Source organism: Streptomyces typhae, from assembly GCF_009755605.1.
Classification (GTDB): Bacteria; Actinomycetota; Actinomycetes; order Streptomycetales; family Streptomycetaceae; genus Streptomyces; species Streptomyces typhae.
The window spans coordinates 1-19,224 of sequence record NZ_WPNZ01000045.1 but is presented as its reverse complement, the minus strand read 5'-3'; the positions used below and the strand labels follow the sequence as shown (position 1 = coordinate 19,224).

Genomic DNA, 19,224 nt, shown 5'->3' with positions numbered 1-19,224 from the left:
GACCAGCTGGCCGCCCTGATCAAGACCCGGCTCAAAAAGATGCAGTACCGGCCCGGCCTCATCCGCGGCTACATCGACAAGACCGGACTCACACCCCCGTAACCCTCGCCATTAATGATCTCTAGCCCCGATAAGGCCGACGCCGATCCGGGTATTTGCTGAATTCGTCATGAGGATGCTCCTGTCGTGTGCAGCCCCGGCAACGCTCTCCGAGCTGCGTCACGATGATTCGTTTCCGGACAAATGCGTGGGCACTCGGGCTCACCATGGCGAGCGAGCAATTATTATCGTTCGCGTAGCGGCAGCGGGGTTTGAGCCCGAGTGACCCAAGCGCAGGTTTTACACGTGAGCCCAGTGGGCCTCGAGTTCGCGCGCGACATCGGCCGGACGCTCTATCATCGGCCAGTGCGAGCTGCGCAGCTTGAAGACGGCACGTGCGCGGGTGGCATTACCGAGCTCGTCGGCGAAGCGGTGAGGAAGAAACGGATCGTCCAGGCCCCAGATCACTAGCGCTGGTGCGGTCACCTTGCTCAGACCTGGCTTCCACTCCGCCCCGACCTCGATCGCCGAACGGTAAAGGGTGAGAATGCTTGCCCTCATAGTGACATCGATATGCCGGACCGCTTCGTCTGCCGCGTCGCGCGGCATCTGCGCCTCGTTGAGGCTTGTTGCGAACGCCTCAAGGTCGAGGTCCGCCATCCATTGCTCGCCCTCGCCTGGCGTTTGCCAGATCTTGGCAAGATAGTGCCACGGATACTCCGGATCGATTGGTCCGCTGATGCCTGTCCATGTCCGCACCAGATCTGGTCGGACAGACGCGAGACGGCCCGTGAGCAGAGACCCCCAATCATGACCGACCAGGTCGACGGGTTCGCCGATTTCTTCGATCTTCTTAATAAGCCAATCAAGATACTCTTCTTTCGTCGACGTGAATCCCGCTGGTAGGGGTACGCCGAACCCGGGGAGATCGATCGTCACAATATCTTCGCGTTGAAGATGGGAACGTACGGTGTCCCAAATCCGGTGGGTGTCAGGTACACCGTGGACGAGGACTGCAGGCATTTCGGATTCTCCAATGGATTGTTGTCGTGGTTGCATGGCCGGTCGGCCGAGTCAGGGAAGGAGGATGACTTTGCCGTGGGTGTGGCCCGTGGCGACGAGGCGATGAGCGTCCGCGGCCTCGTCGAGCGGGAAGCTCCGGCCGATGCGTGCGGTCCAGGCGCCGGCGGCGATCAGATTCAGGGCTTCCTGGACAGGGCCGCGGTCGCGGTTCCCGCTGCCCCCGGGGCTGAATGCGACGCCGTGTTGTGCGGCATCGCGGTCGGCGAGCGTCACGATCCGGTCGGGGCCACCGAGAAGATCGACGAGGGCGGGAAGGAGCCCCTTGCCGACGGTGTCGAGCGCGGCGTCGACCCCGCCCGGAGTGGCGGCACGGATGCGATCGACCAGGCTTGGGCCGTGGGCGACAGGGGTCGCTCCGAGACTCTTGACGAAGTCGGCGTTGGCAGTCCCGGCGACGCCGATCACCGTCACACCCCGCTGTCGCGCGAACTGCACGGCGGCGCCGCCCAGAGCACCGCTCGCGCCGGTGACCACGAGCGTTTCACCGGGGCGAATGTTCAGAAGCCCTAGAGCCCTCGCCGCGTTGTCGGCGCCGATGACAGTAGCCGCGGCCTCCTCGAAGGAAACGCCGTGGGGGATCGTCGCGAAGTTGCTGCTGACCGTGTACTCGGCGTAGGAGCCCTGGGTGGCGGAGTCCGGCCACCCGGCGACGCGGTCGCCGACCACGCCCTCGTCGACGCCCGGGCCGACCCCCTCGACGACGCCGGCGAACTCGAATCCGATGATGGCGGGAGCACGTAGGCCGAACGCTCCGGCGCGTGCCTGGATCTCCGCCGGGTTCACCCCGGCGGCGTGAACCCGCACCAGTGCCTGACCCGGACCCGGCACCGGTCGCGGAGCATCGGCAACCCGCAACACGGAGGGTTCGCCGAACGAGGTGATGACGGCGGCTTTCATGATGATCCTTCTCGTTACGAGGGTCATTTGCTCGCACCGTTCAGAACGGTGTCAGGTCAGGAAGACCGGAGGATTCTCGCCCCGCAGGCGGTAGTCGGGCCGGGGCCGTTCGAGGCGGATCGATTCCAGCACGGTGTACGCGTGGTACTTGGTCTGGGTGGTGGCTCCTGCCAGCCGTTCCCACCAGAGCCGGCCGTCGCTCGTCTCCTTCTCGAGGACGTGGCGGGTGGTGTAGTTCGCCATGGAGCTGATCCAGTTCTCGGTACCGACGAAGATCCTGTTCCAGCCGGTGCCGGTCACGATGTCGGCGAGCGCATCCGAGCGGCTGAACCGCTCGACCGCCGCAGTCGCCCCCTCGAGCACGTCGGTGAAGTACTCCACGCACAGCTTCACCTGCTCGTAGGTGCCGTAACGCATGTGGTGCCCGCCGACGAAGTAGTCGAAGTCGTATTCGAGGATCTGGGACTGGGCTTCGTACCAGCCGGAGATGTTCTGCGAGGCGTCGCAGTGCATGAACGTGACGCTTCCCGGACTGACGATGTCGACGGCCGTGAGCACCTTCTGCTGCGGTGCGTAGATGAAGATGTTGCCGGGGCAGTGGTTCTCTCCCCTGTAGGAGAGCTGCAGGCTCACGCCGCCCACTTCGAGGACGAGTTCGTCGTCGAACGTCCTCGTCGGCAGGGGGCGCTTCGGGTCGGGGAAGCGCTCCAGGAGTTCCTTGGTGATGCGGTGGGCGACGATCTCGACGTCGGGGCCGAACACGGAGGCCGCGCCGATGTGATCGGCGTGCCAGTGGCTGTAGATGACGTGGGTCACCGGTCGGTCGGTGACGTCCTCGATCGCCGCCAGCATGTTCTCGCCCAGCGTCGGGGGTGCGTCGATCGCGACCACGCCCTCCTCGGTCACCACGAATGCGGCGTCGTAGCCGGCACTGGTGACCCAGTAGAAGCCGCCGCGCAGTTCTTCCACGTGGTAGCCGTACTTCTGGAAGTGCTCGCTCTGGAAATACGGGGGGTAATAGCCTTCGGGGTCCAACGGGTCGTCCGCCCCCGCGCGGGGGAATCCATAGTGGTCGATCCCGTAGAAGCTCGGGGTTTCTTCGACGCTGATGGGTATCTGACTGCTCTGGCACATAGGCGGGACGCCTTTCTGTGTTCATGGGAAGCTGTCGAACGGGTGGTCTATCCCGGTGCCGTGAATCGAAGGACTGCCTTGGTGACGCGGCCTGAGCCCGCATCCTCGAACGCGGTGTTGATATCGGCGAAGTCGTAGAAGGACAGCAGTCGGTCGATGGGGAACCGGCCCGCTCGATAGAGCTGGGCAAGGTCGTTGATCAGGAGCGACGAGACGGCGTCGCCCTGGATGATGCCCTGAAGCGACTGGCCGAGCGTGAGCCGGCCAGCGTCGAGCACGGCGCCTGCTCCTTCGTGGAACGCCACGAAGCCGAATCGGCCCATCGGTGCCAGGGCGCCGACCCCGGCGTCGAGGTTCTCCGCGCGGCCGCTCGTGTCGAGGACGTACTCCAGACCGCGTTCGTCGACGGCGCGGAGCGCGCCGGTCAGATCCTCGACCCGGCCGGGGTCCACGAGGTGCGTCGCTCCGAGATCGCGGGCCAGATCGAGGCGGCCGGCGTCGACGTCGACGGCGACGATGGTGGTGGCACCCGCGACATGTGCCGCCATGACCGCCGCCAGGCCCACCGCTCCCACGCCGAAGACCGCGAAGGACGCTCCCGCCGGCACGGTGAGGGCCTTGAGTACGGCCCCCGCGCCTGTCTGCAGCCCGCACCCCAGCGGAGCCATGACGTCGAGGGGCAGATCGCGGGGGACCTTGATCGTGTTCCGTTGGTGCGTCAGGGCGTGGGTGGCGAACGAGGACTGGCCGAAGAAGTGTCCGTGCGGCTCAGCACCGCGGGCGACGTGGAGACCGTTCGAGCCGTCCAGGCGGGCACCTGCGAAGTTGGCCGCCCAGACGTTGTCGCAGTAGGCCGCGTGCGAGGACATGCACGGCTTGCAGCGGCCGCACGAGTGGTAGGAGAGGACGACGTGGTCACCGGGCTCGACGGTGGTGACAGCGGCCCCCACGCGTTCGACGACTCCTCCTCCCTCGTGCCCCAGCACCACCGGCAGCGGCGTCGCCATTCGCTGTGCTCGCACGTGAGCGTCGGTCGCGCATATTCCGGTCGCGACCATGCGAACAAGTACCTCGTCGGGCCGCGGGTCCTCGATCTCGATGTCGCGGAATTCGAAGGGCCCGTCCAGCGCCTCGAGAACAGCGGCGCGCGCGGAGGTGGTCATACGCCGTGAGCCTGCCGCGAAGCGCCGCGAGGGCCATGGTGATGAGGGACTGAAATCATCAACGACTCCCTGATAGGGGGGTGGGCCTCAGGAGCCCTTCAGCGGGTCCGAACCTATGTCGGCCGCCCGTGCCCGCGGATCGGTCGCCGTATCCGTCACGGCAGTGCGGCACGGTGCCGCGAGGTGCGGTGGCGTCAGTGCCGGACGCCGGTCCGGGCGGCTTGTTCGACTCGGGCGATGAGACGGCTGTTGTGGGCGGCGTGCTGGAATCCCGGGGTGTGGTGGGTGCCGTTCGTGATGTCGCGGGCCAGGCTGGCGTAGACCTCGCCGACGTTGATGGAAGCGCCCGTCCAGATGTCGGCGGCGGTCGGTCCCACGCCGGTGGCGACCGGGCGCTCGGGCGCGGTGAAGTCGACGCTCGACGAGAGGGTGAGGTCGCCGACCTGAACGCCCGCGGGGTGGTCGCCCGTCAGCTTCAGCCAGCCCTCCGATCCGCGTACCTCCAGACTGAAGTGGGCGTCGGAGGCGGGCACGCCCGCCAGGATCTGCACCCCGACCGGGGCCCCCGAGGAGGTCTTGGCGATGGCGTCGAGGTGATCCGGGACCTCGCGGACGGATATCGCGCCGGTGTCGACCAACTTCACCTGGGGCCAGAGGAGTTCGGTGCGAGCGTCGATCTCGGTGATGTCTCCGAGAATGGCTTCGACTACATCCAGGACGTGGCCCGCGGCGATGGTGAGGAAGCCGGCTCCGGACGTTGCCTTGTCGAAGTACTCGTACGCGCTTACCGACTCCGGGCCGTTGCCGAAGGTCGTCGCGGCGACTCGCGCCGAGAGCAGCCGCCCGAGCCGGCCCTCGGCGATGATCTCCGCCGCGCGGCGTACCGAGGGGTTGAGTCGGCCCTGCAGGCCGATCGCGGTGTGCAGTGAGCCGGCCGCGTCAGCCATCTCTTCCGTCTGCGCGACGGTCGAGCCCAGCGGCGACTCTGCGTACACGGCCTTGTTCGCCGCGAGGGCCGCCAGGACGAGCTCGCGGTGAGCCGGGACCTTCACCGCGACGGTGACGAGGTCGATCGAAGGGTCACCGATGAGCGCGTAGGGGTCCGCGAACCAACGCTCGGCGCCGAACGCCTCGGCAGCGCCGCGCGCGCTCTCCTCGTGCCGCGTCGCCACACCGGCCAGGTGGAAGTCGGGCTGTGCCGCCAGCGCGGGTATGTGCGAGGCGCCCGCCCAGCTCGCCTTCGTGTCCGCGCCGATGATGCCGACCCGAATGAGATTGCTTGACATGATGTGCTGTTCCATCTCTTTCGCTGAAGCAAGACGTGGTGTGGTGCGCGGGGCGAATCGGCGCGTTCGCGCTTCTCTCACTGGTCGACGGCGGCCATGTCGGGCTCGGCATGGCGTTCGCCGGACGCCGGTGTGAGGTTGTTCAGACGGGCGATCTGGCCCGGGGTGAGTCGGATGCCGTCGGCGGCGCTGTTCTCCTTGAGGCGGTCGACGCTTTTCGTCCCCGGAATGGGCGCGATCCCGTCTCCTTGCGCGATCAGCCAGGCCAGAGCGACCTGCGCGGGAGTGGCCCCGACCTCGTCGGCGACCTCGCGGACCTGGTCGACGATGCGCAGGTTGCGCGTGAGGTTGTCGCCGGTGAACCGGGGATTGGAGCGACGCCAGTCGGCGGCGTCCAGGCCGTCCAGGGTGCGGATGTCACCGGTGAGAAAGCCGTGTCCCAGCGGTGCGTAGGGAACCAGTCCGATGCCGAGCTCACGCAGCGTGGGCAGCACCTCGGCCTCCGGGTCCCGCGTCCACAGCGAGTACTCGCTCTGGACAGCGGCCACGGGGTGGACCGCATGGGCCCGGCGGACAGTCGCCGCTGCCGCCTCCGACAGTCCGATGTGGAGGACCTTGCCCGCCTCCACCAGCTCGCTCAGCGCCCCCACCGTCTCCTCGATGGGAGTGTTGGGGTCGACCCGGTGCTGGTAGTAGAGGTCGATGCGGTCGGTTCCGAGTCGCCGCAGTGAGCCGTCGACAGCCGTGCGGATGTTGGCGGGGGTGCTGTCCGGACCCGGCCGGCCGGCGTGCGAGACGAGGCCGAACTTGGTGGCGAGGACGACTTCGTCCCGGCGATCCTTGATCGCGCGACCCAGCAGTTCCTCGTTGACGTAGGGGCCGTACACCTCGGCGGTGTCCAGATGGGTGACACCGAGGTCGACGGCGCGACGAACGGTGCGGATCGACTCGGTTTCGTCCCGTCCGGCGCCGGTGTAGTACGCCGACATCCCCATGACACCCAGGCCGATGCGCGGGACATTGAGCCTGCCGAGCGACGTGGACTGCATCTGTTGTCCATTCCGTGTGGGGCGGTGTGGGGCGGGCCTCAGCACCGCAGAGTGAACTTGACGCGTCAAGTTCTACTCCTTCGAACTTGACGCGTCAACAAGAGGGTCTAGGGTGTCCTCATGGCAAGCACGGCAGACGACACGAACGGCCGGCGCCGTCGGCGACCACGGAGCGGGCCGACATCCGAGGCGACGGCTCGGGCCGACGAAGGCTCCGACCCGGGGGAGTCCACCGATCCGGTTGCCGAGACGCGATGGCTGAACGGCGACGAGCTGGCGGCGTGGCTGGCCAACTCCGCGATCATGATCAGCCTGCCGGCCGCGCTCGATGCGCGCATGCAGCGCGAGGCTCAGCTGACCTTCTTCGAGTACATGGTGCTCTCGGTCCTCTCCGAGCAGCCGGACCGCACCATGCAGATGAGCGCCCTGGCCGCGCGAACGGCTGCGTCACTGTCGAGGCTGTCCCATGTCGTCGGTCGGCTCGAGAAGCGCGAACTGCTCGCACGGAAGCGGATCCCAGGTTCCGGAAGGCGCACCACCGCGACGCTGACCGAGGCCGGTTACGACGTAGTGGTAGCGGCGGCGCCGGGACACGTCACCGCAGTCCGCGAGTACCTGATCGATGATCTCGGTCCTCAGGAGCTGGCGGCACTGCGCCGCATCGGTGCGGCGGTGGATGCGGCCATCAAGCGCGAACAATCCGACGCGAGCTCTGCGGCTTCGCCTCCGGGGGACGGCCAGTCACCCGCTGTTCATCCGGCTTCACAGCCTCCGGCCGACACCTTGATCGTGACTCCCAGCGGGCCCGCCGGCCAGGAGCCCGACCAGCCCTGACTGGCGAGTGTGAGTGAGGTCCGCGCAGCTTGCGGGCCGTGCCGGGCTGCACCACAGCACGCTGCCCTCGCCGTCCGTGACGACCGTCGACTTGACGGCGTTCTGCTTGTTCTTGCCGGAGATGAACTTGCATATCCAAAGCGGGTGTGATCCGGAATGCGGCGAGGGCGGCTCGGCACGGGGCGTGTCTGCGTCAAGAGATCGCACGTAGTTCCCGTAACGCACATCGAACCCGGCCCGAACTACTGTCGGTGTGGCGCTGACCTGTGACTTTCTTGCACATACTTCTGATTCACATGTTTCCAATGACGCAGCGCTTCGAGTGCGTGGCGATTCTTGAGCCGACGGCAAAGGGCTTCTGAACTGCGGTTTTGCAGGTGCGCATTATATGCGGTGTGGGCGTTACGAGCGCTATCTTGACGCTGCAATGACGCTCGTGACTCTCATTTGACGCTCGTTCTGATGAGGCGTCAGATGTGCTGGGATGCTGGTCAGGTCGCCTGCAGCGGTGGGGGAATGGTTGGCTCTTCAGTGAGAAAAGCCCCCGGTGTTGGTGGGTGGGTTGCTTGCGCTGGAGCTCGGCGGGGACCATCGGTGGTAGTGGCGCGTCCGAACGCCGACCACTGTCCGGGGCCAACCACCTCACGCCACCGATTCACCGGCAGAGGGTGGGACGCCGCACCTGTTGGCTGCGTCCCAGCTTGGGCGGGGGCGACGGGTGCGGCGAGGCCAGGATCAGTGCCCGCTCCTGGCATGTCGCCCCGCAGGCCAGCCAGATCAGCGTGGCGTGCCGCACGCTGGTTCGGGCGAGCGTCAGCCGCGCGGTGACGAAGGTCCCTCGGCCCGGAGCGTATCTCTATCTGGGCTCACGGACACGGTGGCGTCTTCGCCTTCAGCGTCCCCAAGGACTGCGAGGGCTTGGCGCGGCGGACCGACCCCGTCACGTTAGAGCCCTGGATGACGACGTCGCCTGCAGAGGCCACGAGACCCAAGAGTCCCCAACATTCCGCCTGGTGAGCCAGCGTACGTCCATCCTGGGTGCATCACCCAGTCCGAACCCTCGCTGGCTCCGCGTAGCACGCCGAGAATCACGGTGGTGACGCGACGCGACATCTTTGACTACCTACGCGGCGAGGGGCGGCCCCTGGCGGGGACGGCTCGACGAGATTGACTTCCTGGAGGGCCTGTACGACCTGGACGGTCTGGCGTCGATGGACTTCCGGGTCACGACGGCGCGTGGGAATGGTCCTGATGAGGTGCTTCTCGCCGTCCTGACAAGGCTCGTTCATCCAGAGGTACAGCCCGACGTCGACCAGTCATCCGACGAGTCGAGGAGCTGAACCGCCTCCTCGGGCCGGACGGCTGGACCTTCCGCGCCTTCGAGTTTCTTTCGGGTCGGCCGATCTACACACCGTTCCCCCACGCCGGCCACTGGCCCGCTGCCGCTCGCCAACGACGACACCGGCAAACTCGACCTCGTTCTCGGGCATACCTACAGCCTCCTCGACCGCGAAGGCGAGGAGGTCGCCCGCGACCTGCTCCGCCCGGCCGTCCTCACGCTGCGCTGTGACGGCGGCATTTACCACCCCATGCTCGGTGACGGATGGACGGTCGATACGTACGAGGCTGTCCTCACCGTGAATCGAGTTCTGCTGCCCGTCTTCACAAAAGCGGTCACCGACGCGATCTGGCAGCGACTCGAATCCATGCTCACCAGGCTCCAGCGCGAAGATGTTCAGCCTCTCGTGGTCGAAGGCGACATAGCGCCCCTGCCAGCCGCCCCACCGGACTGGAGGAACCAGACGGCCGAGCCCGCTCCACCCGTCGTTCGGCGTCTCCGCATCGGGCCGCCAACCACGGAGTTCAACGTCGCACTGCAGGACTTCTCGGATCCTGAGATACGCGGCCACGGATTTCCTTACTTCTACGACACGCGCAGGGGGCGTCTGACCAACGAATTCCTCCTCGGCGACCGGCCGCAGGTGGCCACGTTGTGCCATGTCACCCTCATCAACAATGACGGCGTCCTCTGGCCCAGGATCAAACTGTGGAAGAAGGACATGACCAAGGCTGCGAGGACAGCGGCCATGGAGGCGATTCCCGGCACCGAGGCCCCTCAGATCGTCAAGGCGCTCGTTGACACCAGTGATGTCCACGAGAACATCTGGAAGGTCATCAGCTTCCTCCAGGGCTGCGTCGAGCTGGACCTCCCCGGAAGCAGCCTGCGGCTGGTTGTTTGGCGACGAAGCCGAGTTGGCTCGGCTCCTGGCCGACCAGGACCGCACGACGCGCCTCGAAGCCGTCAGGACCGCTGTCGGCGGTGCCCTTACGGAAGAGGACATCCGGCTGATCAGCAACCGCAAGTGCAGGCGTCGCCTCAAGACAGCGCGCTCTTGATCCTGTTTACGAGCTCCAAAGGGCGCAGCTCGCTGGCCTTCCGGGCGGCATTCGCTGTACCGCGACAGGGCACGCACGCTGCCAGCCCGTCAAGGAAGCCGCAGGTCCCGCAGCTGTCGCCGGGAGGTGATGCTCAGCTTGCGGAAGATGCTGCGGAGGTGGGCCTCAATGGTGCGCGGGCTCAAGAACAGCTGTGCGCCGACCTCCCGGGAGGTCGCCCCGGTAGCTACCAGTCGGGCGATCGTCCGCTCCTGTGCGGTGAGCGCGTCCGAGGGCTGGGTGGACCGGCTGCGTGGGTGCTCGCCGGTGGCGCGCAGCTCGCGGGCGGCGCGTGCGGCGAACGCTTGCGCACCCATGTCCGACAGCATCTGGTGGGCGGTGCGGAGCTGCTGGCGGGCGCCTTGGCGGCGGCCCTCGCGGCGTAGCCACTCGCCATAGACGAGATGAGTCCGGGCCAGCTGGGTGGCCACTCGGCAGTTTCGTAGCTGCTCGATCGCCTCGCGGTAGTACTCCTCGGCGGCCGCGCCGGTGCTGACCAATGCCCATGAGCGCGCTGCCAGCCCGAGCCCCCACGGGGTGCCGCTGGCCAGCGCCCGTGAGCTGAGCTGGTCCAGCGCAGCGGTCGCACGCTCCGGCTGGCCGCTACGGCATGCCGCTTCAATGAGCTCGGAGTGGGCCAGGTTGCTGTGGGTCAGCTCGTCGGACTCGAAAGCCCGCGTCGCAGCGACCAGAGCCGCTGGGTAGTCGCCCAGACCGTTGTGCAGCACCGCCATGGCGTACTGCGCCAGGAAGTCCTCAGTTCGGCCCCCACGTCCAGCCGCTTCCCGGACCATGGTCGCGTGGACCTCGGTGGTCTCGTCCGAGCGGCCGCGCCAGGCAGCCAGGATGAGCTGGCCGTGGAGCACGGGCACAGTTCTGGTCGCGGCCGCGATCGCGGTCTGCTCGGCGGCCCGGGAGAGGTCACCAGAGAGCACCAGCATGACGGACTGGACGAGCAGTGCTGCCGGGAGCGTGGCCAGCGCGCCTGCTTCCCTGACCAGCCGGACATGACGAGCGGCCAGGGCGTGCACCATCTGGTCGTCAAAGACCGACATCGCGGTCCGGCCGGCCAGCCACAGCCAGCGGCGGTCGTCGCCGTCGTTCACGGCATGATCGTCCCGCTCGTGAGGATTGAAGGCGTCCAACGCCCGCCGCAGTCCGGGCACTCCTGTCGCGTAGCCCTGCGTGAACGTCGTCACCAGCCCGTCGAGCAACAGATCCACCGGCCTCGGCGACTGGGGTGGTGCGGGCGCGGCCCGGGCTGCGTCGGCTACCGCACGCACGCCGCCAGGTCCGCGGTCGCCAGTAACGATTGCCGCATCGAGCGCTTCGAGGTAGGTCTCCCGGGACAGCGCCGGGTCCAGCGGGGCGAGGCTCTTGGCGGCGTCCAGCAGCATCCGCGGCCCCTCGCCGCCTCTTGCCCCGTGGAAGGCGATCCGAGCATGCAGCAGCTCTAGGCGGGCCTGCGCCACGGCGTCCAACGGCCCGGCCGCGGCGACTGTCAGCAGCTCCAGGGCTTCGGACGCACCGGCCTCGTGCTTGGCGTGTGCAGCTTCCAGGGCCCGTTCCGCCCGGACGGCCGGCCTAGGGGTCAGCTCGGCCGCACGCTTCAGGAACGCCGCTGCGGCGGCCAACCCGCCGCGGGCGCGGGCCCGTACGGCCGAACGCTCCAGCTCCGCGGCGGCGTCCTCATCAGTGCCCACCACCGCCTGCGCGCGGTGCCAGGCACGCCGGTCCGGATCGACCTGCTGGTCGGTGACGGCGGCCAGCCCGCCGTGCGCCCGGCGCCGATCGGTCGGTGTGGCCGCCCGGTAGACCGCCGAGCGCACCAGCGGGTGCCGGAACCGCACACGGAAGTCGAACTCCAGCAGCCCGGCGGCCTCCGCGGGCGCAGCCGCCTCGCGGGCGATCCCCAGCTCCGCGGCCGCGCGCCACAGCAACGCCGCATCCCCGGTCGGTTCGGCCGCGGCAACCACCAGCAGCATCCGCGCGTCGGCAGGCAGGCTGTTCGCGCGGCGCCGAAAACCGTCCTCGATCCGGCGCGGAACGCTCACCACGTCCGGCAGCTCGAACCCGCCCGCGAACTGCACCGCCGGAGCACCCCGTGGTAGCTCCAACAACGCCAGCGGGTTGCCGCGCGCCTCGGCTACGATCCGGTCGCGCACCACATCGTCCATCGGTGCGCGGACCGCGGTGGCCAGCAGCGTCTGGGCATCGGAGGCCCCCAGCCCCGCCAGGCGCAGTTCCGGCAACCCGCTGAACGCCTCGACGTCGGTCGCACCGGGATCGCGCAGCGCAAACACCATCACCACCCGCTCGGCCCCCACCCGCCGGGCCACGAAAGCCAGAACCTGCGCAGACGCCTGATCGAGCCACTGCGCATCATCGACCACACACAGCAACGGCCCGTTCTCGGCCAACAGGCTCAACACCGCCAGCCCCGCCAGGAACCGGTCCGGCGCAGCACCCTCGCGCAGCCCGAACGCCACCCCGAGCGCGGTCTGCTGCGGCTCGGGCAGCTCGACCGCCCGCGCCAGGAACGGGGCGCACAGCTGGTGCAGGCCCGCGAACGCGAACTCTGCCTCGGCCTCCACCCCGGCCGCGTCGTAAACCCCGAATCCCATCGCCACGGCGGTTTCCCGCATGTGCTGCAAGAGGGCGGACTTGCCGATGCCGGCCTCCCCGCGCACCACCAACACCCCGCTGTCGCCGCCCTGCGCCTGAGCCAGCAGCTGCTCGAGCGCCGCCTGCTCGGCGCGCCGTCCCACGAGCATCCCCTGGTCCTCCCCTGGCGCCGACACGACGTCTATCCGGTAATTGTCACCGACGCGAAGCGCGCGGGCAGCACCGGGCCGTCAAGATGCCGACCTCCCCCGCGCCAGGGTCGGTGACGGGATAAGGGATTTCCACCGACGCGGACCAGGCGCCTTCCCCGCGACTCTGGAGCCGACAGCAGAGCGACCGGGAAGGGAGCGGCCACCGTGATCAGCACCGAGGTGTTCTTCCCCGCCGACGAGGAGTCCTTCCGCTACGGCAGCAGCGCGAGCGGGTCGCCGTCCACGCCCTGGCCTACCGGGAGCTGCACGGCGGTGGGGCGGGCTGTCGGAGGCCGATCGCCGGCGCCGGCTCACGCACCCCTGACCACGCCGAAGACATGTGGGCCGACGACACGTCGGTCGACGACACCTGAAGGGAACAGCCGTCGCCTGGAGACCCCGCCAACTCCGGGCCGGCGTGCCAGCCGGGTGGCTGATCGGGGACAGGACCGGCACCGGAGCACAGGGCGAGCGCAACGACGTCGGGATCGTGCTGCCCCCGGACCGCGCGACGCTGGTCTCGCCGTCCACGCCGACCCGGCCGACCCGGAGTCCACGGCCGGCAACGCCACCATCGCCGAGGCGACAACGATCGCGGTACGGCGGCTCGTCGGTCAATAGCAGGCACACACCCTCGGAAAGAACAGATCATGGGACACGTAACCATCGGGAACGAGAACAGCACGCCGGTCGAGCTCTACTACGAGGACCAAGGCGCGGGTCAGCCCGTCGTCCTCATCCACGGCTACCCGCTCAACGGCCACAGCTGGGAGCGCCAGACGCGCGAACTGCTCTCCGCCGGCTACCGCGTCATCACCTACGATCGCCGCGGCTTCGGCCACTCGTCGAAGGTCGGCACCGGCTACGACTACGACACCTTCGCCGCCGACCTGAATGCCCTGCTGGAGACCCTGGACCTGCGCGATGTCGTCCTCATCGGGTTCTCGATGGGCACCGGCGAACTCGCCCGCTACATCGCTCGATACGGCCACCAGCGGGTCGCGAGGCTCGCCTTCCTGGCCTCCCTGGAGCCCTTCCTCGTCGCTCGGGACGACAACCCAGAGGGCGTGCCCCAGGACGTCTTCGACGGCATCGAGGCCGCGGCCAAGGGCGATCGCTACGCCTGGTACGAGCAGTTCTTCTCCAACTTCTACAACCTCGACGAGAACCTGGGCACCCGCATCGGCCAGGAAGCGGTCACAGCCAGCTGGAACGTCGCCATCTCCAGCGCCCCCGTGGCAGCCCATGCCGTCGTCTCCTCGTGGATCGAGGACTTTCGCGCCGACGTCGAGGCCGTCCGGGCCAGCGGCACGCCGGCCCTGATCCTGCACGGCACCGCCGATCGGATCCTCCCCATCGAAGTCACGGCCCACCGCTTCCGCCGGGCCCTGCCCAACGCGCAGTACGTGGAGATCGACGGCGCCCCGCACGGGCTGCTGTGGACTCACGCCGACGAGGTCAACGCCGCCCTGCTCGCCTTCCTGGGAGGCCCACTCCCCAAGGGCGTCCGCCCCGATTCGCAGGAGTCGCCATGACCACGGCCACCGGCGCCTCGCCCCGCGGCGCCGATTTCGGCGTGCGCCCGCGGCGAGCGTCTCGTCCATACGCTGCCCGTCCCGTGGCAGCAGTTCGGCGTGCTCGATGGGCAAGCTCGTCGTCGGCGATCGACGAACGGGGCCCGACCCTACCCGCGGCGGCGGGGCCATCGGTCAAGGTACTCGGGCCCGTGGTCTGCGGGCGCGGGCCTAGAAGCACCTGCGGCAGGCCGCTGAGCATGCTCACACCATTCACGGATAGGTCGGCACCCCCGAACGGGACCCGGCTCGGTGGGGTGGCACTGCCACAGCAGGGGCCCGAGGATGCGCTCATCAGGATCCGAGCGGGGCTGACCGACATCGCGCTCGTGCACGGGGTCGGCGTCCTCGTCGGGGCGTCGGACGATCCCGCCGGCCTCGGACGGTACGGCACGGACCTCTGGGGCCGGAAGCTGGTCACGGCTGAGGGGACGCGATGACGGCAACCGGTGCTCCGGCTCCGCTCGTCGGACGACAGGCAGAGATCGCTGCCGTGACCGAGGTGCTCGACCGAGCCCGCCGTGGCACCGGTGGCGCCCTGGTGCTCTGGGGTGAGCCGGGCATCGGCAAGACCGCACTTCTCGACCACCTTACCGCGGCGTCTCCCGATTTCGCCCCGCTGGCGGTACAGCCCGCGCGGTGCGAGTCCGGGACCCCCTTCGCCGGCCTGGACACGTTGCTCCGGCCGGTCGAGCACCTGATCGCGACTCTTCCGGTGTCTCAGGCGTCAGCGTTGCGAGGCGTGCTCGCGGGCGAGGCCAGCGCAGCGGGCCGGTCGCTCACCGCCGTGGCGGTGCTGTCCCTGTTGTCGGCGCTGGCAGTCGACCGCCCGCTCCTGATCGTCGTGGACGACGCACACCGACTCGACGCGGAGACCGAGTTCGTGCTCGGATTCGTCGCCCGGCGGGTGGGGGCCGATCCGGTGGTGGTCCTGGTCGCCGGCCACGACGCGCCCGCCGGCGGATCGTGGGAGGGGGTCGATACGCTCGCGGTGAGGCCTCTCGCTGACGACCACGCCGCCCAACTGGTCGCCGCCGCCCACCCCGGCCTCGACGGCCGCGAGGTCACCCGCGCGGTGAAAGCAGGTGGGGGCAACCCGCTGGCACTGCACGAGCTGCCTGTACCAGTCGGCGATCTTGCCGCCAGCACGGTGCCCGTGGGGCCCCGGCTGCGTAAGGCCTTCGCCGAGCGCCTGCAAACCATGCCGACTTGGGCACGCGAGTTCGTCGTGCTCATGGCCGCGGCTCGTGCCGACGGTGATCAGCTCACGCTCGCACGGTCAGCACGTTTCCGCGCCGCTGAGGAGCCGGTCTGGGAGGAGACGACCTGGTCGGGTCTGCTCGCCGGGACGCCCGACCGGCCTGCGCTACGGCATCAGGTGGTCCGGGCCGCTGTCTACGCGAGCGCCTCCCCGTCTGAGCGCAGGAACGCCCACCGGACCCTGGCCGCCGCGCTTCCCCCGGGCAGTCGCGGGCATGTCTGGCACCGGGCCGCGACCGTTCACGACGTCGACGAGGAGATCGCCGGGCTGCTCGAGCAGACGGTGCCCTCGGGCGCCGACGCGGTACCGATCCTGCGGCGGGCCGCCGAGCTGTCCGCCGACCCGGCCGCTGCGACCCGCAGGCTCGCCGGCGCGGCCGTGGCCGCCTGGCACGGCGGCGACGCCACGATGGCGCGTCGGTTGCTGGCCGATGCCCGGAGCCTGACCGACGAGGTCCTGGCCACCCGCGCCAGCCGCGGGCTGCGCGGGGTACTCGAACTCGCCGACGGGTCTCTGGAACGAGCCCACCGATCGATCAGTCGCGACATCGCCGCGTTTGATGATCCGCGCATGAGAGTGGAGCTCGGCGCCGCTGCCCTGCACGCGGGATGGTCCGCGGCCCGCGACGACCTCGTCAGTGAGTCCCTCACTCGTCTCGCGGGGCTGACGGCCCCTGGGCTGCCCGAGGTCATCCCGATCGTCCGGACGTGGTGGGGGCCGGCGACGGACCCGGCACGGGCAGCCTCGTCGGCAGAACTCGGTGATGTCATGGCGCACATCTCCCGGGTGGAGTCGCAGCTGCTCCCGGCGTCGCCGCTCGGACTGGTGTGGGGCCTCGACGAGCCACTCGCCGATGCCGTGCACGCCCTTGTCCGCAGGCACCGCCGTCACGCCGATGGCACCTCGCTTGCTGCGGCGCTGGCTCGGATCGCGCGACTCGACATCGCCGCGGGCCGGTGGGGCGCTGCGGAGGACGCCGCGGCCGAGGGGCTCGCGTCGGCCGAGCGGATCGGTGCCGAGCACATCGCTGCGGAGTGCCGGAACTGTCTCGGGTGGCTCGCCGCCGCCCGCGGTGACGGCCGCAGCGTCGACCATCTGACCGTTCGAACCCTGCAGCTGGCCGGGCCGCGCCGCGACCGTGCGGTCAGCGCCTCGGCCCACTGGAACCGTGGAATGGCCGCTCTGGCGGCCGGTCGCGCCGATGCTGCACTCGACCTGCTCGCCCGCTTGGACGAGCACGGGCACGAGGCAGCACATCCGATCGTCGCTCTGCTGGCAAGCCTGGACACGATCGAGGCCGCCGTGCACGCGCGGCGGCCGGAGATCGGCCAGCGCCGCGCCGAGGCGCTCGACGCCTGGGTACGGCGCACCGGCGCGCACTGGGCGAGATTCGCAGCGCACCTGGCACGCGCACTGCTGGACGAACCCGCCGCGGAACGGTCCTACAGGGCGGCGCTGGACGTGCCCGGTGCGTCCCGGCGCCCGTTCGATCACGCACGGGCCCGTCTGCTCTACGGCGAGTGGTTGCGGCGACAGCGGCGGCGCCGAGACGCCCGCCAGCAGCTCGACGCCGCTGCCGAGACGTTCCACGCACTAGGAGCGCGCCCGATGCTCGAGCGGGCCCGGCGTGAGCAGCGTCTGATCATGGCGCCCGCACGCCGTGGCACTGCCGCCGGCACGGGCATGGCAACGCTGACGGCACAGGAACGCCGGGTGGCCCAGCTTGCCGCCGGCGATCTGACCAACCGGGAGATCGGGGCCCGTCTGCGGATCAGCGACCGCACCGTCGGGCATCACCTGTCCAACGTGTTCGCCAAGCTGGGGCTCTGTTCACGGCGCGACTTGGCGGCCACCGGCATCGCCGGACGGAGATGATTCCGGCTCGGTCGCGACGGCTGACGAGCTCGTGCACGGTAGGCGGTGAGACGTCGCGAGCTTCGGTGTGACCTGGGTTCACGTCTGCCGTGTCGGCTTCAGGTCCACGGTCTGCTGGTGAGACAGCAGGCCGGCGACCGCTTGGATGGTGTCGCTCATGTGCTCGCGGCGGCCGAGGTGGCGGGCCAGGGCCCGCCAGTTCTTCAGATGGGCGATGCCGTGCTCGACCCGGATACGGCGTGAGGAGTGTGCCTTGCGCTGACGTTCGTGCATCTCCTCGTACCAGTCCGGGGCGTCCTTCTTGAACTTGCGGTGCGGTGGTGTCACCACCCGGCCCCCGGTCTGGGCGCCCAGGCCCTGGTAGTCGGCATCGGCGAGGATATTCACCGCGGGCCTGTCGACCAGGAGCTTGACCAGCCCTAACTGGCGGGCTTGGGTGATGTGCGCGCAGCTTGCGGGCCGTGCTGGGCTGCACCACGGCACGCGGCCTTCGCCGTCCGTGACCACCATGGACTTGACGGCGTTCTGCTTGTTCTTGCCGGAGATGAACTTGTCCCGGTCCTTGCGTCCGGCGGCCGGGCGGCGCACCCGGATCTCGGTACCGTCGACGATGCCGGTCGTCCCGCTCGAGCCGAGATGGTCGATGACCTCGGCCAGAGACCGCAGCCGCACGTCGGGGCTGTCGGTGCAGCCTCGCTCGGCGAGCAGGGGCCGCACCTCACCGACGGCCCGGGTAATGGTGGAGCGGTCCACTCCGAACCAGCAGGCCAGCACGTCATGGGTGACCCCATGACGAAGATGGACGAGCGTGGCCAAGAACCGGTCGACGAACACCAGCTGGTGCTTCGCGCCGGCGCACACCGCCCGCTTCCGCGGTCGAGCAGCGAGCCTCGCCTGGTGACGCTCCTGCCACAACGGGCCGATTTACTTGACGAGTTGAGCGATCACTCCGGCAGTCAGGCCCGTGATCCGCCGATTGCTGATGATCACCGCACGCGTCGAGTTCCCTACCACCCGGCCATGATCAACCATCCAGGTTCGACGTCTCACCGCCTACCGTGCACGAGCTGGTTAGATGGCTACCGGCGCCCCAGGTGTGCTGCCGCTGGATGGGGCCTGTAGCGGCAAGACCGCGTCGGGGACGTTGCTCACCACAGCACCTCGTCCACGCCGCGGTCGTTGACCGAGGCGCCGCGGTCGTCAACCGCGCGCGATTGCCGCCCGAACGTCGGCAGCCCTCCAGCTCGCACCTCAAGGTACCGAGCGTCACGGGCTTGCACGCCTCAACGAGGGCCTTGAGTGCGCGGGTGATGCGCTGTTCGAAGCACGCAACGTCTCACCCGTCCCGCCCCCCTCAGCCCCCTCTTTCTGGAGGAGGCCGTGCAGGAGGCGCACGACGTCGAGCTGGGCCTCGTTGTAGAACGCCGCCACGGACTGGGTGACGACGGACCGGGGCGTAGAAGGTGCCATCGCGGAGCATCGCGAAGCGTACGTCGGCTCGCCCTCTCGCGAGGCAGAGGAGGGACTGGCTGTGGTGCCTTCCCTGGGCGATCTTCTTGTCGTAGTAGGTCCTCGATCGCGAAGTGCTCGCCACCGCGCACGGGGCAGGAGAACTGGAGCGTCACAGCGGTCAGAAGGCCTGCTGTTCGCCTAGAGATCATTAATGGCGAGGGTTACGGGGGTGTGAGTCCGGTCTTGTCGATGTAGCCGCGGATGAGGCCGGGCCGGTACTGCATCTTTTTGAGCCGGGTCTTGATCAGGGCGGCCAGCTGGTCGA

General features: G+C 69.0%; 12 protein-coding genes and 1 pseudogene. 3 read left to right on the top strand and 10 right to left on the bottom strand.

What is annotated here, in order from left to right; genetic code table 11:
* Positions 1-339 precede the first annotated feature (339 nt).
* From GPA10_RS41285 to GPA10_RS41260, 6 genes are all read right to left on the bottom strand, one after another.
* Positions 340-1,062 carry an alpha/beta fold hydrolase gene (locus GPA10_RS41285; protein WP_157169881.1) on the bottom strand — a complete coding sequence of 241 codons (723 nt, stop codon included), beginning with the start codon at positions 1,060-1,062 and terminating at the stop codon, positions 340-342.
* 51 nt (positions 1,063-1,113) lie between these two features.
* Positions 1,114-2,019, bottom strand: coding sequence for an NADP-dependent oxidoreductase (locus tag GPA10_RS41280; protein WP_157169880.1), 906 nt, complete (start codon positions 2,017-2,019; stop codon positions 1,114-1,116).
* 51 nt (positions 2,020-2,070) lie between these two features.
* On the bottom strand, positions 2,071-3,153 hold the full coding sequence (locus GPA10_RS41275; protein ID WP_157169879.1) for an MBL fold metallo-hydrolase: 1,083 nt from the start codon (positions 3,151-3,153) through the stop codon (positions 2,071-2,073).
* A 47-nt stretch (positions 3,154-3,200) separates the two neighbouring features.
* Positions 3,201-4,316, bottom strand: a complete 1,116-nt coding sequence (locus tag GPA10_RS41270; RefSeq protein WP_157169878.1) for an NAD(P)-dependent alcohol dehydrogenase — start codon at positions 4,314-4,316, stop codon at positions 3,201-3,203.
* Between the two features lie 194 nt (positions 4,317-4,510).
* Entirely contained in the window at positions 4,511-5,602 is a 1,092-nt protein-coding gene (locus GPA10_RS41265; protein WP_157169877.1) for a Gfo/Idh/MocA family protein, read from the bottom strand.
* Between the two features lie 77 nt (positions 5,603-5,679).
* On the bottom strand, positions 5,680-6,651 hold the full coding sequence (locus tag GPA10_RS41260; protein ID WP_157169876.1) for an aldo/keto reductase: 972 nt from the start codon (positions 6,649-6,651) through the stop codon (positions 5,680-5,682).
* Between the two features lie 120 nt (positions 6,652-6,771).
* Between GPA10_RS41260 and GPA10_RS41255 the strand changes: the two genes are divergently transcribed.
* Positions 6,772-7,485, top strand: coding sequence for a MarR family winged helix-turn-helix transcriptional regulator (locus GPA10_RS41255; protein ID WP_157169875.1), 714 nt, complete (start codon positions 6,772-6,774; stop codon positions 7,483-7,485).
* A gap of 1,316 nt (positions 7,486-8,801) precedes the next feature.
* Here the strand turns inward: GPA10_RS41255 and GPA10_RS41250 are convergent.
* Together GPA10_RS41250 and GPA10_RS41245 are read right to left on the bottom strand one after the other, a co-directional pair.
* Positions 8,802-9,395, bottom strand: coding sequence for a hypothetical protein (locus GPA10_RS41250; RefSeq protein WP_157169874.1), 594 nt, complete (start codon positions 9,393-9,395; stop codon positions 8,802-8,804).
* A gap of 576 nt (positions 9,396-9,971) precedes the next feature.
* A complete protein-coding gene (locus tag GPA10_RS41245; RefSeq protein WP_157169873.1) occupies positions 9,972-12,695 on the bottom strand; it encodes an AAA family ATPase in 2,724 nt (907 codons plus the stop codon).
* A 692-nt stretch (positions 12,696-13,387) separates the two neighbouring features.
* Between GPA10_RS41245 and GPA10_RS41240 the strand changes: the two genes are divergently transcribed.
* Both GPA10_RS41240 and GPA10_RS41235 read left to right on the top strand, forming a co-directional pair.
* Complete coding sequence (locus GPA10_RS41240; RefSeq protein ID WP_157169872.1) at positions 13,388-14,272, top strand: alpha/beta fold hydrolase; 885 nt, start codon at positions 13,388-13,390, stop codon at positions 14,270-14,272.
* Positions 14,273-14,747: 475 nt separating this feature from the next.
* Positions 14,748-17,447 (top strand): helix-turn-helix transcriptional regulator, encoded by a 2,700-nt coding sequence (locus GPA10_RS41235; protein WP_157169871.1) that lies wholly within the window; start codon positions 14,748-14,750, stop codon positions 17,445-17,447.
* Positions 17,448-17,525: 78 nt separating this feature from the next.
* Here the strand turns inward: GPA10_RS41235 and GPA10_RS41230 are convergent, their stop codons facing one another.
* The gene (locus GPA10_RS41230; RefSeq protein WP_343041899.1) at positions 17,526-18,308 is read right to left on the bottom strand and encodes a transposase family protein; all 783 of its coding nucleotides are present in this window, start codon (positions 18,306-18,308) and stop codon (positions 17,526-17,528) included.
* Positions 18,309-18,897: 589 nt separating this feature from the next.
* A pseudogene (locus tag GPA10_RS44250) lies at positions 18,898-19,023 on the bottom strand (IS110 family transposase); the annotation flags it as partial.
* Positions 19,024-19,224 lie beyond the last annotated feature (201 nt).

What these genes read in the sequence shown, in the direction of transcription:
- GPA10_RS41285 (WP_157169881.1), bottom strand. Translation starts at nt 1,062, where the DNA reads ATGCCTGCAGTCCTCGTCCACGGTGTACCTGACACCCACCGGATTTGG.
- GPA10_RS41280 (WP_157169880.1), bottom strand. Translation starts at nt 2,019, where the DNA reads ATGAAAGCCGCCGTCATCACCTCGTTCGGCGAACCCTCCGTGTTGCGG.
- GPA10_RS41275 (WP_157169879.1), bottom strand. Translation starts at nt 3,153, where the DNA reads ATGTGCCAGAGCAGTCAGATACCCATCAGCGTCGAAGAAACCCCGAGC.
- GPA10_RS41270 (WP_157169878.1), bottom strand. Translation starts at nt 4,316, where the DNA reads ATGACCACCTCCGCGCGCGCCGCTGTTCTCGAGGCGCTGGACGGGCCC.
- GPA10_RS41265 (WP_157169877.1), bottom strand. Translation starts at nt 5,602, where the DNA reads ATGTCAAGCAATCTCATTCGGGTCGGCATCATCGGCGCGGACACGAAG.
- GPA10_RS41260 (WP_157169876.1), bottom strand. Translation starts at nt 6,651, where the DNA reads ATGCAGTCCACGTCGCTCGGCAGGCTCAATGTCCCGCGCATCGGCCTG.
- GPA10_RS41255 (WP_157169875.1), top strand. Translation starts at nt 6,772, where the DNA reads ATGGCAAGCACGGCAGACGACACGAACGGCCGGCGCCGTCGGCGACCA.
- GPA10_RS41245 (WP_157169873.1), bottom strand. Translation starts at nt 12,695, where the DNA reads ATGCTCGTGGGACGGCGCGCCGAGCAGGCGGCGCTCGAGCAGCTGCTG.
- GPA10_RS41240 (WP_157169872.1), top strand. Translation starts at nt 13,388, where the DNA reads ATGGGACACGTAACCATCGGGAACGAGAACAGCACGCCGGTCGAGCTC.
- GPA10_RS41235 (WP_157169871.1), top strand. Translation starts at nt 14,748, where the DNA reads ATGACGGCAACCGGTGCTCCGGCTCCGCTCGTCGGACGACAGGCAGAG.